Annotated in this window: 9 protein-coding genes and 2 rRNA genes; 9 read left to right on the top strand and 2 right to left on the bottom strand. The window is 70.6% G+C overall.

Annotated elements, in window-relative coordinates; all coding sequences use genetic code 11:
- Positions 1–349: 349 nt before the first annotated feature.
- From JOE68_RS24790 to JOE68_RS24800, 3 genes are all read left to right on the top strand, one after another.
- Positions 350–3431 (top strand): 23S ribosomal RNA (locus tag JOE68_RS24790).
- A 123-nt stretch (positions 3432–3554) separates the two neighbouring features.
- Positions 3555–3671 (top strand): 5S ribosomal RNA (gene rrf, locus JOE68_RS24795).
- A 128-nt stretch (positions 3672–3799) separates the two neighbouring features.
- On the top strand, positions 3800–5374 hold the full coding sequence (locus JOE68_RS24800) for a deoxyguanosinetriphosphate triphosphohydrolase family protein (RefSeq protein WP_204844664.1): 1575 nt from the start codon (positions 3800–3802) through the stop codon (positions 5372–5374).
- A gap of 114 nt (positions 5375–5488) precedes the next feature.
- Here the strand turns inward: JOE68_RS24800 and JOE68_RS24805 are convergent, their stop codons facing one another.
- Entirely contained in the window at positions 5489–6466 is a 978-nt protein-coding gene (locus tag JOE68_RS24805) for a helix-turn-helix domain-containing protein (RefSeq protein ID WP_204844665.1), read from the bottom strand.
- A gap of 458 nt (positions 6467–6924) precedes the next feature.
- Here JOE68_RS24805 and JOE68_RS24810 point away from each other — a divergent pair, with 458 nt between their 5' ends.
- The 6 genes from JOE68_RS24810 (at position 6925) to JOE68_RS24835 (ending at position 13486) form a co-directional block, all read left to right on the top strand.
- Positions 6925–7500: a hypothetical protein gene (locus tag JOE68_RS24810; RefSeq protein WP_307819877.1), complete on the top strand. Its 576-nt coding sequence runs from the start codon at positions 6925–6927 to the stop codon at positions 7498–7500.
- Positions 7501–7510: 10 nt separating this feature from the next.
- Positions 7511–8176 (top strand): acVLRF1 family peptidyl-tRNA hydrolase, encoded by a 666-nt coding sequence (locus JOE68_RS24815; protein WP_204844666.1) that lies wholly within the window; start codon positions 7511–7513, stop codon positions 8174–8176.
- Between the two features lie 265 nt (positions 8177–8441).
- Complete coding sequence (locus JOE68_RS24820) at positions 8442–10070, top strand: ABC-F family ATP-binding cassette domain-containing protein (RefSeq protein WP_204844667.1); 1629 nt, start codon at positions 8442–8444, stop codon at positions 10068–10070.
- Between the two features lie 164 nt (positions 10071–10234).
- On the top strand, positions 10235–10444 hold the full coding sequence (locus JOE68_RS24825) for a helix-turn-helix domain-containing protein (protein WP_015103570.1): 210 nt from the start codon (positions 10235–10237) through the stop codon (positions 10442–10444).
- A gap of 65 nt (positions 10445–10509) precedes the next feature.
- Entirely contained in the window at positions 10510–11433 is a 924-nt protein-coding gene (locus tag JOE68_RS24830; protein ID WP_204844668.1) for an enoyl-CoA hydratase/isomerase family protein, read from the top strand.
- 208 nt (positions 11434–11641) lie between these two features.
- Positions 11642–13486: an ABC transporter transmembrane domain-containing protein gene (locus JOE68_RS24835; RefSeq protein ID WP_239562342.1), complete on the top strand. Its 1845-nt coding sequence runs from the start codon at positions 11642–11644 to the stop codon at positions 13484–13486.
- Positions 13487–13542: 56 nt separating this feature from the next.
- On the opposite strand, the gene JOE68_RS24840 is transcribed toward JOE68_RS24835, so the two are convergent.
- On the bottom strand, positions 13543–15129 hold the full coding sequence (locus JOE68_RS24840) for a penicillin-binding transpeptidase domain-containing protein (RefSeq protein ID WP_204844670.1): 1587 nt from the start codon (positions 15127–15129) through the stop codon (positions 13543–13545).
- Between the last annotated feature and the right edge of the window lie 56 nt (positions 15130–15185).

Below are 15185 nucleotides of genomic sequence, written 5' to 3' on the forward strand. Positions count from 1 at the left end.
CTAAGGAGCACCTCTCACCGCGGTCTCGATCGTGGTGGAGACCACGCCGGCGGCGAGTGATCGTCGGGTGGGGCTCGATGATGTGGATGCTGGCTAATGCGCGATCCTGGATTGCCCGGCGAGTTAGTACTGCTTCTTTCGGGGAGCGTGGAAGGGTCGTCGGGGGGTTGGGGTGAGTGTTCGGTACGCTGTTGGGTCCTGAGGGAACACGTGAGTGTTTCTCTCGGTGTGAGGCGATACAGGCTTCCTCGGTCTTCGAACCGCTGGTCATGGACTGGTAGGCGTTGGCGGTGGTGGGGGAGTGTCTGGTTGTTCTTTGAGAACTGCACAGTGGATGCGAGCATCTTTGTGGCAAGTTATTAAGGGCATACGGTGGATGCCTTGGCACCAGGAGCCGATGAAGGACGTAGGAGACTGCGATAAGCCTTGGGGAGTTGTCAACCGAGCTGAGATCCAAGGATTTCCGAATGGGGAAACCCGGCCCCAGTCATGTGGGGTCACCCACGCCTGAACACATAGGGTGTGTGGAGGGAACGCGGGGAAGTGAAACATCTCAGTACCCGCAGGAAGAGAAAACAACCGTGATTCCGTGAGTAGTGGCGAGCGAAAGCGGAAGAGGCTAAACCGTATTCGTGTGATACCCGGCAGGGGTTGCGTGTGCGGGGTCGTGGGACCTACTGGTCGGTTCTGCCGGACCGACAGAGAGTCATAAAGAGATGTGGTTAGCGGAACGTGTCTGGAAAGCGCGGCCGTAGAGGGTGAGAGTCCCGTACGCGAAAACCTGTCTCCTCTCAGTGGTGTTCCCAAGTAGCAGCGAGCTCGTGGAATTTGCTGTGAATCTGGCGGGACCACCCGCTAAGCCTGAATACTCCCTGGTGACCGATAGCGGACTAGTACCGTGAGGGAAAGGTGAAAAGTACCCCGGGAGGGGAGTGAAATAGTACCTGAAACCGTGTGCCTACAATCCGTCGGAGCCTTTCGGGGTGACGGCGTGCCTTTTGAAGAATGAGCCTGCGAGTTAGTGCTGCGTGGCGAGGTTAACCCGTGTGGGGTAGCCGTAGCGAAAGCGAGTCCGAATAGGGCGCCTTCAGTCGCGTGGTCTAGACCCGAAGCGGGGTGATCTAGCCATGGCCAGGGTGAAGCGTGGGTAAGACTGCGTGGAGGCCCGAACCCACCAGGGTTGAAAACCTGGGGGATGAGCTGTGGTTAGGGGTGAAAGGCCAATCAAACTCCGTGATAGCTGGTTCTCCCCGAAATGCATTTAGGTGCAGCGTCGTGTGTTTCGTGCCGGAGGTAGAGCACTGGATGGTCTAGGGGGCCCACAAGCTTACCGAAATCAACCAAACTCCGAATGCCGGTACGTGAGAGCGCGGCAGTGAGACTGCGGGGGATAAGCTTCGTAGTCGAGAGGGAAACAGCCCAGAACGCCGGCTAAGGCCCCTAAGTGTGTGCTAAGTGGGAAAGGATGTGGGGTCGCCCAGACAACCAGGAGGTTGGCTTAGAAGCAGCCACCCTTTAAAGAGTGCGTAATAGCTCACTGGTCAAGTGGTCCTGCGCCGACAATGTAGCGGGGCTTAAGCACACCGCCGAAGCCGTGTCATTCAGCAGTGATGTTGGATGGGTAGGGGAGCGTCGTTCAGCCGTGGAAGCGCCGGAGTGATCCAGGTGTGGAGGCTGGACGAGTGAGAATGCAGGCATGAGTAGCGAAAGCAGAGTGGGAAACTCTGCCGCCGGATGACCAAGGGTTCCTGGGCCAGGCTAATCCGCCCAGGGTAAGTCGGGACCTAAGGCGAGGCCGACAGGCGTAGTCGATGGACAACGGGTTGATATTCCCGTACCCGTGTGAACGCGCCCATGGCGAACCTTGTGATACTAACCGCCCGAAGCCCGCTCCGAGTCTTCGGACGAGGAGTGGTTGTGGAGCGCGGGACCTGAACTTGTAGTAGTCAAGCGATGGGGTGACGCAGGAGGGTAGCTCCGCCAGTGAGTGGTAGTACTGGTGTAAGCGTGTAGGCCGTCTGGTAGGCAAATCCGCCAGGCATCGAGGCTGAGACGTGATGCATAGCCGATTGAGGCGAAGTAGGGTGATCCCATGCTGTCGAGAAAAGCCTCTAGTGAGTGTTCATGCGGCCCGTACCCCAAACCGACACAGGTGGTCAGGTAGAGAATACCGAGGCGATCGGGCGAACTGTGGTTAAGGAACTCGGCAAAATGCCCCCGTAACTTCGGGAGAAGGGGGGCCGAGGGATTTGAAGCCCCTTGCGGGCTAGGATTTTTCGGCCGCAGAGACCAGCGAGAAGCGACTGTTTACTAAAAACACAGGTCCGTGCGAAGTCGCAAGACGATGTATACGGACTGACGCCTGCCCGGTGCTGGAACGTTAAGGGGACCGGTTAGCTCTTCGGGGCGAAGCTGAGAACTTAAGCGCCAGTAAACGGCGGTGGTAACTATAACCATCCTAAGGTAGCGAAATTCCTTGTCGGGTAAGTTCCGACCTGCACGAATGGCGTAACGACTTCTCGACTGTCTCAACCACAGGCCCGGCGAAATTGCATTACGAGTAAAGATGCTCGTTACGCGCGGCAGGACGGAAAGACCCCGGGACCTTTACTATAGCTTGGTATTGGTGTTCGGTTCGGCTTGTGTAGGATAGGTGGGAGACTGTGAAGCGGCCACGCCAGTGGTTGTGGAGTCGTCGTTGAAATACCACTCTGGTCGTACTGGATGTCTAACCTCGGTCCGTGATCCGGATCAGGGACAGTGCCTGGTGGGTAGTTTAACTGGGGCGGTTGCCTCCCAAAGGGTAACGGAGGCGCTCAAAGGTTCCCTCAGCCTGGTTGGCAATCAGGTGTCGAGTGCAAGTGCACAAGGGGGCTTGACTGTGAGACCGACGGGTCGAGCAGGGACGAAAGTCGGAACTAGTGATCCGGCCATGGCTTGTGGAAGCGTGGTCGCTCAACGGATAAAAGGTACCCCGGGGATAACAGGCTGATCTTGCCCAAGAGTCCATATCGACGGCATGGTTTGGCACCTCGATGTCGGCTCGTCGCATCCTGGGGCTGGAGTAGGTCCCAAGGGTTGGGCTGTTCGCCCATTAAAGCGGTACGCGAGCTGGGTTTAGAACGTCGTGAGACAGTTCGGTCCCTATCCGCCGCGCGCGTAGGATACTTGCGGAAGGCTGTCCCTAGTACGAGAGGACCGGGACGGACGGACCTCTGGTGTGCCAGTTGTCCTGCCAAGGGCATTGCTGGTTGGCTACGTTCGGAAGGGATAACCGCTGAAAGCATCTAAGCGGGAAGCTCGTTCCTAGATGAGGTATCCCACCCTTTGTGGGGTAAGGCCCCCAAGAGACTATTGGGTTGATAGGCCGGAGATGGAAGGTCGGTAACGGCTGGAGTTGACCGGTACTAATAGGCCGAGGACTTGCTACGAAGACGCTACGCATCCACTGTGCGGTTCTGAAAGAACCACCGGGCCCACCCCGGGCGACCCCCTGACACGGTTGGTGTCGGGTGTGGGTTGTGGGGGTGGTTGTGGTGGTAATTTCATAGTGTTTCGGTGGTCATGGCGGAGGGGGAACACCCGGTCCCATTCCGAACCCGGTAGTTAAGCCTTCCAGCGCCGATGGTACTGCACTCGTGAGGGTGTGGGAGAGTAGGACGCCGCCGAACATTCCTTCCCCGTAGGGGGCACCCGGTTCCGGGTGCCCCCTACGGGTTTTCGGCGTTCCCACCGACTGTTCCACCGGCACCGCTCACGGCGTGCTGCTGCCGGCGGGCGCACGGACTACTTTCTTCCCATGCACCCCGAGCAGGCCGATCCCCGAGCACTCCGCCGGTCCGGCGGCGAGAGCACGACGCCCGTCCCGGCCGACCTGGCCGCCAGCCCGTTCCGCGTGGACCGCGACCGGGTGGCGAGTTCCCCGTTCTTCGCCCGCCTCGGCGGTGTCACGCAGGTCGTGAGTTCCACCGGCTCCGGCCTCCTGGTGCACAACCGGCTCACCCACAGCCTCAAGGTCGCGCAGGCGGCGCGGGCCATCGCCGAGCGGTTGCGCTCGCGGCCCGAGCTGGCCGGTGTCCTCGACAAGCTCGGCGGGTGCGAGCCGGACGTGGTGGAGGCCGCCGCCCTCGCGCACGACCTGGGCCACCCGCCGTTCGGCCACCTCGGCGAGCAGGTGCTCGACCGCCTGGCCCGGCACCGGTTCGGGCTCTCCGACGGGTTCGAGGGCAACGCCCAGTCGTTCCGCATCATCACCACGACCGACGTCCGCGGCCCGTCCGCGCTGGGGCTCGACCTCACCGTGGCGGTCCGCGCGGCGATGCTCAAGTACCCGTGGACCCGCCTGTCCCACCCGCAGCCGCACCCGAGGGACCTGACGGCGCCGCCCCGCGGCGCGGCCGAACCGCCGGACGCGCCGGGCACGGGCTCGGCGAAGTTCTCCGCGTACGTCACCGAGCTGGACGACCTGGTCCAGGCCCGCGACTTCTACCGGGGGCGGCTGGAGCCGTGGCAGCAGACGGTGGAAGCCTCGGTGATGGACACCGCCGACGACATCGCCTACGCGATCCACGACCTGGAGGACTTCCACCGCGTCGGGGTGTTGCAGCACGCCACGGTGTCGGCCGAGCTGAGCACGTGGCTGGACCGCGCGGTCGAGCTGGCCGGCCTGAGCGCGGCCGACCTGGCCCGGGAGGGACGCCGCCCGGGCCGTTCCCTGGAGGCGATGCGGCGGCGCCTGCACGCGAAGGACTCGTGGGCGGTGGACGACGGGGCGTTCGCCCAGGCCGTGGCGAAGGTGCGCAGCGAGCTGGTCGACGGGCTGCTGTCCCGGCCGTTCGACGGGTCGGTGGAGGCCGAGCAGGGCGTCGCGGCGTTCTCGGCGCGCTGGACGCGGCGGTTGGTGGACTCGGTGGGCGTGGTGGAGGAGCCCACCACCAGGTCCGGGCACGTGGTGCTCGCGGTTCAGCAGTGGCACGAGGTCCAGGTGCTCAAGTTCGTGCACCGCCGGTTCGTGCTGCTGCGCCCGGACCTCGCCCTGCACCAGCGCGGCCAGGCCCGCCTGCTGACGGCGTTGGCGGAGGCGTTGGAGCAGTGGGTGACCGATCGGCACGAGGCCGACCGGCTGCCGCGGCGCCTGCACGACCTGGTGGAGCTGGCGAGCGCCGAGTACGCCGCGTTGTTCCGGACCGATCCGGGGGCGCTGGTCGGCGCGACGGGGGACGCGCCTTCCGGGGCGGACGCCGTCCGGGCGCTGGCGCGGGGTCGGGCGGTGGTGGACTTCGTCGCATCGCTGACCGACAACCAGGCCGCCGCGCTGCTCGACGCGCTCTCCGGGCGCACCGGGCAGCTGTGGACGGACGCCTTCGTGCTGTGAGCCGGCCGACCGGCGAGCGAACGGCCCCGGGGTGTGGACCCGGGGCCGCGCGTCTTTGGTTCAGACCTGTTACCCGTGCTCGAGGACGGTGGCCGGGTGTTCGTCGGCCGACTACTACTTCGGCCACTCCCAGCGGATGCCGAACACGCCGGGGCCGAACCCGAGCGCCACCGCGTGCACGCCACCGGCGTTGTCCAGCGCCAGGTTGCGCCGCCGCGAGGGCGTGTCGTCACCGGCGGGCACGCTGAACTGCTGGCAGCGCGACGGCAGGTAGGACGGGTCGAACCGCACCTCGATCACGTACTCCCGCACGGGGAGCCGGAACTTGCGGGCGAACGTGTTGTTGCCCGCCGGGTAGTGCCCCTCGGCGAACAGCAGCTCGTACTCCATGATGATCGTCTCGCCCCGGGCGAGGGGCCGGTCGAACATCAGCTCGGCCGCCATGATGTTCGCGTCGGTGTCCTCGGCGACCCGCCCCAGGTGGCAGTTGCGCAGGTTCGCGACCTGCGGGAGGACGTCGGACTCCTCGGTCTCGAACACCAGCGCCCAGCGGTCGGGGCCGTCCTGCTCCGCGCGGAGGATCTGCCGGACCCAGGCCGAGCGCTGACCGCCGTTGGCGGCGATCTCGATGCGGTCGTGCTGGCTGATGCGGCCCAGCTTGACGTCGGACGACGTGTCGACCTTGGTCAGCAGGTTCGCGACGCGCTCGCGGCGCGCCCACAGCGCGTCGATCGGCATCATCGTCGTGGGCCGCGAGCGCCGGCCGCGCGGCCGGGGCGGGCCGAGCAGCGCGGACAGCCCCGCCTGCGGCACGCCGAGCACGGTTTCCAGGTGGCGCAGCGCTTCGAGCGACTCGGGTCGCTCGGGTCGGCGGCGGCCGGACTGCCAGTAGCTCAGCGTGGCGACGCTGATGGTGACCCCGCGCAGAGCGAGACGGTGCTGGATGCGGTCGAGGCTCAACCTGCTGGCTTTGATAGCGGCTCTCAACGCCTCGGGGAAGGGCCCCGTGGTCAGGAGCTGCGCAAGACTGCCGTGTCCCGTCGGGTCGATGTCGTCGACGGACAGGTTGGGTCGACCGGCAGCGTTGGTCATTGTGACTCCCCGCTGTCATTAGATCACGCCCCAGTGACCCTACCCGCCAACGCAGTGCGCTGATGCCGTCCAGGCGGAGTCAATGGTTGGGCCATACGGGTTACGAGTTCACTGGGATGGCGCTCGTTCTGTCAAGTGGTGATTGCCCTTGCTTCGGTTCGTGTAAACCCGCCGGTAATATTGTGCACGACGCGCGGGAGGTCCTGGTAGTTGCCTCTTGGGTATCTGCGCGGCGTTATGGCTCCGCCCCTGCCCGCCCGACCGCCCGGCCCGAGTGCCCGGACTCACCCACCCACCCGTTGGGGCGCAGTCGTGACCACCGCTCCGGCCCGGTCCGTCACCGGCCGACGGATCACCACCACCGGGCGCCGAATCTCACGGACCGTCGCCGACGAGGCCCCGACCACCACCCCACGACCCGATGGCGTGGGTGATCGGTTGGTCCTACTGTGTGCCAGGTGACCGCCGTCCAGGACCTCGTGCCCGTGCCGGAGGACCCCCTCACCGAGGTGGCCGCGGCGGTCCTGGGGGCGGGTGAGCACCGGGTGGTGGACCTGCTGGACGTGGTCGGCGCCCCCGCTCCGCACCTGGTCGACGTGGTGCGCGCGGGCGACGACCTGCTGCCGAGGCTGGCCCACGAGAACGTCCTGGGCCCGGCGCTGCGCCTCGCCCGGGAGGCCCTGCGCCCCGGCGGGCTGCTCATCGCGGCCGTCCCGGAGCTGGACAAGCTCAGCCGCCTGCGCCCCACGGCCCCGCCGCCGAAGGTCTCCGGTCGGGGCGCGGGCAGGCAGGTGACGGTCCAGCTGTGGGACTGGGCCGCCGACGGCCAGTCCTGCGGCCTGGAGGTCGTCCAGCTCGTCCGCAGCGGGACGAGCTGGGAGGTGGCGAACGCGGTCACCACCCGCCACCGCGTCCTGACGCCGGAGCGCATCGCGGACGAGCTGGCGGCGGCCGGCTTCGGCGCCGTCCAACGCCTGTCACCCGCCGAGTGCGGCCACCCGCTCCCGGTCTGGGTGGCGGTCGCCCCGGCATGACCGCCGCACCGTGACCAGGGTCCGGCCGGTCGCCGGCGGGGGTCGGGCGGTGGAGGTGGCGCCGGAACGCCTGGCCGGCTGGTTCGACCGCTTCGCCGACCGCCACGGGGGCGTCGCCGCCACCCGGACGACCCCGACGCACGTCCTGGTCACCGCCGCGGACGGCGCGACGGCGGAGGTCGCGGCGGCCTTCGGCGGGTTCGCCCCCACCGGCGAGGCCGGGGGGCTGGCCGTGGGAGCGCTGCTGGCCAACGCCACAGCGCCCCGCCGCCTCGGCCTCCTCCTGGTCCGCCTGGGCGGTCACAGCGTCGGCATCGCCCGGGACGGCGTGGTCGAGGTCTCCACCACGGACAGCCGGCAGGTCCACGGCCGGAACAAGGCCGGGGGCTGGTCCCAGCAGCGCTTCGCCCGCCGCCGCGAGGGCCAGGCCAGGGTCGCGCTCCACGCCGCGGCCGACGACGCGGCCAGGGTCCTGCTCCCGCGCCTGCCGGACCTGGACGCCGTGGTGCTCGGTGGCGACAGGCAGGCCCTGGACGCCCTGCGCGCCGACCGCCGCCTGGAACCGGTCTTCGCCCTGGCGTCCCCCCGCGTCCTGGACGTCCCGGAGCCCCGCAGGGCGGTCCTCGACGAGGCCGCCCGACGCGCCCGCGCCGTGGAGGTGGTCGTGCGCGACTGACCCCGGTCGCCGGTCGAGCGGGCCCCGCCGTCCCGCCGGCTCCCGGTCCCGCCGGCTCCCGGTCCCGCCGGCCGGGGTCGCGCGGTCCCGGCCGTCCCGCGCGCGAAGGCCCCGGTCGGTCACCGCGGTGTATGCCGGTGCGCACAGTTTGGTTAATTCGATGGCGCGCTACCCGTAGACTGGTGCCGTGGTCGTTCTGATCGAGTAGGTCCGGCGCGTTCCCGCGTCCGTCGACCCCGCACGACCACACCACCCGGAGTCCGTTTTGATCACCGCGACCGACCTGGAACTGCGCGCCGGTTCGCGCATCCTGCTCTCCGACGCCACGCTGCGCGTCCAGCCCGGCGACCGCATCGGCCTCGTCGGTCGCAACGGCGCGGGCAAGACCACGTCGCTGCGCGTCCTGGCGGGCGAGGGCCAGCCCTACGCCGGCGAGGTCCGGCGCAGCGGTGAGCTGGGCTACCTGCCGCAGGACCCGCGCGAGGGCGACCTCTCGGTCGTCGCCAAGGACCGGGTGCTCTCCGCGCGCGGGCTGGACCAGCTGCTGCGCGACATGGAGAAGGCCCAGTCGACGATGGCGGAGCTGGTCGACGACGCCGAGCTGCAGGCCGCCGTGCGCAAGTACGGCCGGCTGGAGGAGCGGTTCGCCGCGCTGGGCGGGTACGCCGCCGAGAGCGAGGCCGCCCGCATCTGCGCGAACCTGGGGCTCGCCGACCGGGTCCTGGCCCAGCCGCTGCGCACGCTGTCGGGCGGTCAGCGCCGGCGGGTCGAGCTGGCGCGCATCCTGTTCGCCGCGTCCGAGGCGGGTGTCGGGGGCAAGTCGAGCACGATCCTGCTGATCGACGAGCCGACCAACCACCTCGACGCCGACTCGATCGCGTGGCTGCGCGGGTTCCTCAAGTCCCACGACGGCGGCCTGGTCGTGATCAGCCACGACGTGGAGCTGCTCGACGACGTGGTCAACAAGGTGTGGTTCCTCGACGCGACCCGCGGCGAGGTCGACATCTACAACATGGGCTGGAAGAAGTACCTCGAGGCCCGCGCCGCCGACGAGAAGCGCCGCCGCCGCGAGCGCGCCAACGCCGAGAAGAAGGCCGGCGCGCTGATGGCGCAGGCGGACAAGATGCGGGCCAAGGCGACCAAGGCGGTGGCCGCCCAGAACATGGCCCGCCGCGCCGAGAAGCTGCTGTCGGGCCTGGAGGAGACGCGCCAGGCGGACAAGGTCGCGAAGATCCGCTTCCCGCAGCCGGCCGCGTGCGGGCGCACGCCCCTGACCGCCGAGGGCCTGAGCAAGTCCTACGGGTCGCTGGAGGTGTTCACCGGCGTCGACCTGGCGATCGACCGCGGGTCGCGGGTGGTGATCCTGGGGCTCAACGGCGCGGGCAAGACGACGCTGCTGCGCCTGATCGGCTCCATGGAGCGCCCCGACAGCGGCGAGGTGGTCGCGGGCCACGGCCTGAAGCTCGGCTACTTCGCGCAGGAGCACGAGACGCTCGACCACGGGGCCTCGGTGTGGCAGAACATCCGCCACGCGGCGCCCGACGTGCAGGAGCAGCAGTTGCGGTCGCTGCTGGGCACGTTCCTGTTCAGCGGTGAGCAGCTGGACCAGCCGGCGGGCACCCTGTCGGGTGGCGAGAAGACCCGGCTGGCGCTGGCGGGCCTGGTGTCGAGCGCGGCCAACGTGCTGCTGCTGGACGAGCCGACCAACAACCTGGACCCGGCCAGCCGCGAGCAGGTGCTCGACGCGCTGCGCCGCTACGAGGGCGCGGTCGTGCTCGTCACGCACGACCCCGGTGCGGTGGAGGCGCTTGAGCCCGAGCGGGTGATCCTGCTGCCCGACGGCACCGAGGACCACTGGTCCGACGAGTACCTGGAGCTCGTGCAGTTGGCCTGAGGCAACGGTTTCCCTTCCGTCATCGCTGGTCCACCCTGAGTGATCGAGCGACCGCTCACCGATCTTTTCGCATGATCGGCTGGCCTTCTGGGGCGTCGTGTTCGATCATTGCCCCGACAGGGGCTTTCACGGCCCGACCTGCTGTCTACGGAAGGCGGGACAAGGTGGCTGACCTGAAGAAGGGCGCCCGGATCACCGGCGCCACGCGGGACAAGCTGGCCGCTGACCTGAAGAAGAAGTACGAAAAGGGCGCGAGCATCCGGGCGTTGGCCGAGTCCACCGGGCGCTCCTACGGCTTCGTGCACCGGGTGCTGAGCGAGTCCGGTGTGCAGCTGCGCGGTCGCGGTGGCGCCACCCGCACGAAGAAGAAGTAAGCTACCCTCCGGTAACCCAGGCGTCGAGGAGAGACGGCGCCCTCCCCAGCCCGGAGGTCTCGCGCATGTCGGCACCGACCACCATCGACGCCGACCTGCTGGAGCGCGGTGGCGTGCGGCTCGTCGTCGACGGCCCGCGCGCGACGATCACGCTCGACCGCCCCGACGTGCTCAACGCGCAGACACCGTCGACCTGGACGGCGTTGCGGGCGATCGGCGCGAAGTTGGACCCGGACGTCCGCGTCGTGGTCGTCCGGGGCTCCGGTCGTGCCTTCTCCGCAGGTCTCGACCGGCGCCTGTTCGGCGGCGCGGCCGTCGAGGGCGAGCCCGGCCCGGCGGAGGTCGCCCGGCGCGGCCCGGAGGCCGGCGCCGCGCTGATCGCGGAGTTCCAGGAGGGCTTCCGCTGGTTGCGCGACCCCGGACGGGTGACGATCGCCGCGGTGCACGGGCACGCCATCGGCGCGGGTTTCCAGCTCGCCCTGGCCTGCGACTTCCGCGTCGCTGCCGAGGACGTGCGCTTCTGCATGGCCGAGACGTCGCTCGGCCTCGTGCCCGACCTGGGCGGCACGCTGCCCCTGGTGCGCCTGGTCGGCTACTCGCGCGCCGCCGAGCTGTGCCTCACCGGCCGCCGGGTGGGCGCCGAGGAGGCCCTGCGGGTCGGCCTGGTCAACGCCGTCGTGCCCGGTGACGGGCTCGACGCCGCCGTGGACGACCTGGTCGCCCGAGTGCTGCGCCCGATGCCCGGCGCGGTGCGCGAGACGCTCGCGCTGCTCGCGCACGCCGCCGACGGCGCTTCGGCGGAGGACCAGCTGCTGGCCGAGCGCACGGCGCAGCTGCGGCGGCTCGCCGAGCTGTCGGCGCTCGCGACCGGTCCGACCCGGGCCCAGAGCCCGGCCCCGACTCAGGCCCAGAGCCCGACCCAGGCCCAGAGCCCGGCCCAGGCCCAGAGCCCGGCCTCGAACCGGAACCAGGCCCCGGCTTCGGACTGAGCCGCCCGCTCCGGCGACGACCGTTCGCCCGCCGGCGGTCCCGCCCCCCGCGGACCTCCGGCCGCGCGACACCGGGAGCCCTCCGGCCGTCGACCCCGGTGCTCTTCCGGCCGCGCGACCAGGCCCGGGTGGTTCGCCGAGGGCGTAGTCGGGAAGCTCACGGGGCCGGCGGGCGTTCCAGTTCCTCGTGGACGGTTCTCGGGGTTTGATGCGCAGCGCGATGGCGGCCTCCGCCGCGCCCGGCAGGGTCCGGCGGGGCACGTTCCGGCGGGTCGTCGCGTTCTCGCGACCGCACCGGGCGAAGCTGATCGCGTTCCTGCTGCTCACCGTCGTGTCCGCCGTGCTCGCGGTGAGCACCCCGGTGCTGGCCGGGCGGGTGGTGGACGCCATCGTCGGCGGGCGGGACGTGTCGGTCGTGGTGTGGCTGGCCGCGGCCATCGCCGGGATCGCCGTGGTCGACGCCGCGCTCGGGCTGGTGGAGCGGTGGCAGTCCTCGCGGATCGGCGAGGGGCTCATCCACGACCTGCGGCGGGCGGTGTACGAGCACGTCCAGCGGATGCCCGTGGCGTTCTTCACCCGCACGCGGACCGGGGCCCTGGTCAGCCGGCTGAACAACGACGTCATCGGCGCGCAGCGGGCGTTCACCTCGACGCTGTCCGGGGTCGTCACCAACGTCATCCAGCTGGGCCTCTCGCTCGGCGTCATGTTCACGCTGTCCTGGCAGGTCACCGCCCTGGCCCTGGTGCTGCTGCCGGTGTTCGTGCTGCCCGCCCGCCGCATGGGCAGCCGGATGGCCGACCTCCAGCGCGAGGCCGCCACCCTCAACGCCGGCATGACCACGCAGATGACCGAGCGCTTCTCCGCCCCCGGCGCGACGCTGGTCAAGCTGTTCGGCCGGCCCCGCGCCGAGGCCGCCGAGTTCGGCGAGCGCGCCGCCCGCGTCCGCGACATCGGCGTCCGCACCGCGATGGCCACCCGCTGGTTCCTGACCGGCCTGACGCTGGTCTCCGCGCTGGCCCAGGCCCTCGTCTACGGGCTGGGCGGCTACCTCGCGCTGACCGGCCACCTCGCCGCCGGCACGGTCGTGTCGCTGGCGCTGCTGCTCACCCGCCTGTACGCGCCGCTGACCGCCCTGGCCAACGCCCGGGTCGACGTCATGACCGCGCTGGTGTCCTTCGAGCGGGTCTTCGAGGTGCTCGACCTGGAGCCGATGATCGCCGAGCCGGCCGAGCCCACCCCGCTGCCCGACGGGCCGGTGTCGGTCGAGTTCGACGACGTCCGGTTCGGCTACCCGTCGGCGGAGCGGGTCTCGCTCGCCTCGCTGGAATCGGTGGCCACCCTGGACGCGCGCGGCGGCGAGGAGGTGCTGCACGGCATCGGCTTCCGCGCCGAGCCCGGTCAGCTCGTCGCGCTGGTCGGGTCGTCGGGCGCGGGCAAGTCCACGATCGCCTCCCTGCTGCCCCGCCTCTACGACGTCGACTCCGGCGCGGTGAGGCTGTCCGGTGTGGACGTCCGCGAGCTGGCCTTCGACTCGCTGCGCGTCGCGGTCGGCGTGGTCACCCAGGACGGTCACCTGTTCCACGACACGATCCGCGCGAACCTGAGCTACCCGCGCCCGGACGCGGGCGAGGACGAGCTGTGGGACGCCCTGGAGCGCGCCCGGCTGCGGCCCCTGGTCGAATCGCTGCCCGACGGGCTGGACACCGTGGTGGGGGAGCGGGGCTACCGGCTCTCCGGCGGCGAGCGCCAGCGGCTGACCATCGCCCGGCTGCTGGTGGCGCGGCCCCGCGTGGTGGTCCTGGACGAGGCGACCGCCCACCTGGACTCCGAGTCGGAGGCCGCCGTGCAGGCCGCGCTGGCCGAGGCGCTCGACGGGCGCACCGCGCTGGTCATCGCGCACCGGCTGTCCACGGTCCGCGCGGCCGACCAGATCCTGGTCGTGGAGGGCGGCCGGGTGGTCGAGCGCGGCACGCACGCCGAGCTGCTGGCCGCGCAGGGCCGCTACGCCGAGCTGCACCGCACGCAGTTCGACGAGGCGCCCGCCGCGGCGTGACGGGCGGTACCGCGAGCCGGCCCGCTCGCGGTCACCGCCCGTCGCGGCCGAGCGGCCTACAGGGCGCCGAGGAAGGCCGCGGTGGCGCCGACGGCGACCTTCGAGGTGCCGGCGTCCACCACCAGCACCGCGAACGCCAGGTCGCCCCGGTAGCCGACGAACCAGCCGTGCGACCGGGTGCCGTCGCCGTGCTGCGCGGTGCCGGTCTTGCCGCGCACCCCGCCGAGCCCGGCCAGCTCCCGCGCCGTCCCCCCGGTCACGACCTCGCCCATCATCGAGCGCAGCGCGGCGGCCACCGGGCCGGGCAGCGGCGCGCCGCCACCGCCGGTGGTGGGGATCTCGCGGATCAGCTGCGGCGTCGGCGTGCTGCCCCGCGCGACGGTCGCCGCCACCAGCGCCATGCCGAACGGCGTCGCCTGCACGGTGCCCTGGCCGATGCCCGCCTCCACGCGCTCGGTGACCGTCGCGGCCGGCGGCACCTTGCCGGTGTTGGTGGTGATGCCCGCGACCGCGTAGTCCGCGCCCAGGCCGAACATCGAGGCCGCCCGCGGCAGCGCGTCGGCGGGCAGGTCGGCCGCGAGCCGGCTGAAGCTGGTGTTGCACGACGCGGCGAACGCCCGGTGCAGCGGCACCGGGCCCAGGTCGAACTGCTCGTCGTTGACGATCGTGCGCGGCCCGATGGTCTGCTTGCCGGGGCACTCGACCACGGTGCCGGCCCCGACGCCGCCGCCGGTCAGCGCCGCCGCCGCGGTCACGACCTTGAACGTCGAACCGGGCTCGAAGTAGTTGCTCAGCGCGATCGGGCCCTGCCGGTCGGCGCCCGCGTTCTGCGCCACGGCCAGGATCTCGCCGTTGGACGGCGCCAGCGCCACGATCACCGCCGGCAGCCCCACCCCGTCGACGGCGGCCTGCGCGGCGCCCTGGGTGGCCGGGTCGAGGGTCAGCGTCCGGGTCTCCTCGACCACGGCCTTCTTCTCGGCCAGCACGGTGACGGGCGCGCCGGCCGCGTCGACCGCCGCCACCTGCCAGCCGGGCGTCCCGGTGAGGTCGCCGACCTCGGCGGCCACCGACCGCGCCACCACCGGCGCGAAGCCGGGCGGCACGGGCGCGCCGTGGCGGTCGAGCAGCGCGCCGGCCCCCGGCGTGGCGCTGTAGGCCAGGGACTGCCCCTCGGCCAGCCGCGGGTGCAGCGCGGCGGGCTGCCAGCGCAGCTGCCACCGGTCGCCCGCGCGCTGCGCCTGGACGCTGGTGGCGTACTCGAACGGCACGTCGCCGGGCAGCGTCCAGGTGACGTCCACGGCGATCGGCACGGTGGTCGTGGCGGCGTCGAACGCCGGGGCCGAGCCGACGCGCGCGCCGAGCTTCGCCCCCCGCATCCCCTGCAGCGCCCGCGCCAGGGCGGGCTGGGCGGTGGCCGCCGCGTCGGTGACGGCCGCGGCCCCGGCCGGGTCGCCGACCTGCAGCGCGTCGAAGAACCGCTGCGCGACCGCCCCCGGTCCGGGTCCGGCCGCGGTCGTGGTGGTGGCGCCGGTGGGCGAGCCGCCGGCGGGCGTCAGCACGACCACCCCCGCCACGACGGCCGCGACCGCGGCCGTCCCCCCGCCGGCGAGCACCCAGCGCCTGGTCGTCCTGTTCATGGTCATCCCCCTCCTGGTGGGAGACTAACCAGACCCGGTGGGGGAATCGTGAGTAGTTCTGC

Source organism: Saccharothrix algeriensis, from assembly GCF_016907655.1.
GTDB classification, from domain to species: domain Bacteria; phylum Actinomycetota; class Actinomycetes; order Mycobacteriales; family Pseudonocardiaceae; genus Actinosynnema; species Actinosynnema algeriense.

Bases quoted from the DNA above. Each gene is read 5' to 3' on its own strand.
- JOE68_RS24840 (WP_204844670.1), bottom strand. From the start codon at position 15,129: ATGACCATGAACAGGACGACCAGGCGCTGGGTGCTCGCCGGCGGGGGG.
- JOE68_RS24830 (WP_204844668.1), top strand. From the start codon at position 10,510: ATGTCGGCACCGACCACCATCGACGCCGACCTGCTGGAGCGCGGTGGC.
- JOE68_RS24805 (WP_204844665.1), bottom strand. From the start codon at position 6,466: ATGACCAACGCTGCCGGTCGACCCAACCTGTCCGTCGACGACATCGAC.
- JOE68_RS24800 (WP_204844664.1), top strand. From the start codon at position 3,800: ATGCACCCCGAGCAGGCCGATCCCCGAGCACTCCGCCGGTCCGGCGGC.
- JOE68_RS24835 (WP_239562342.1), top strand. From the start codon at position 11,642: ATGCGCAGCGCGATGGCGGCCTCCGCCGCGCCCGGCAGGGTCCGGCGG.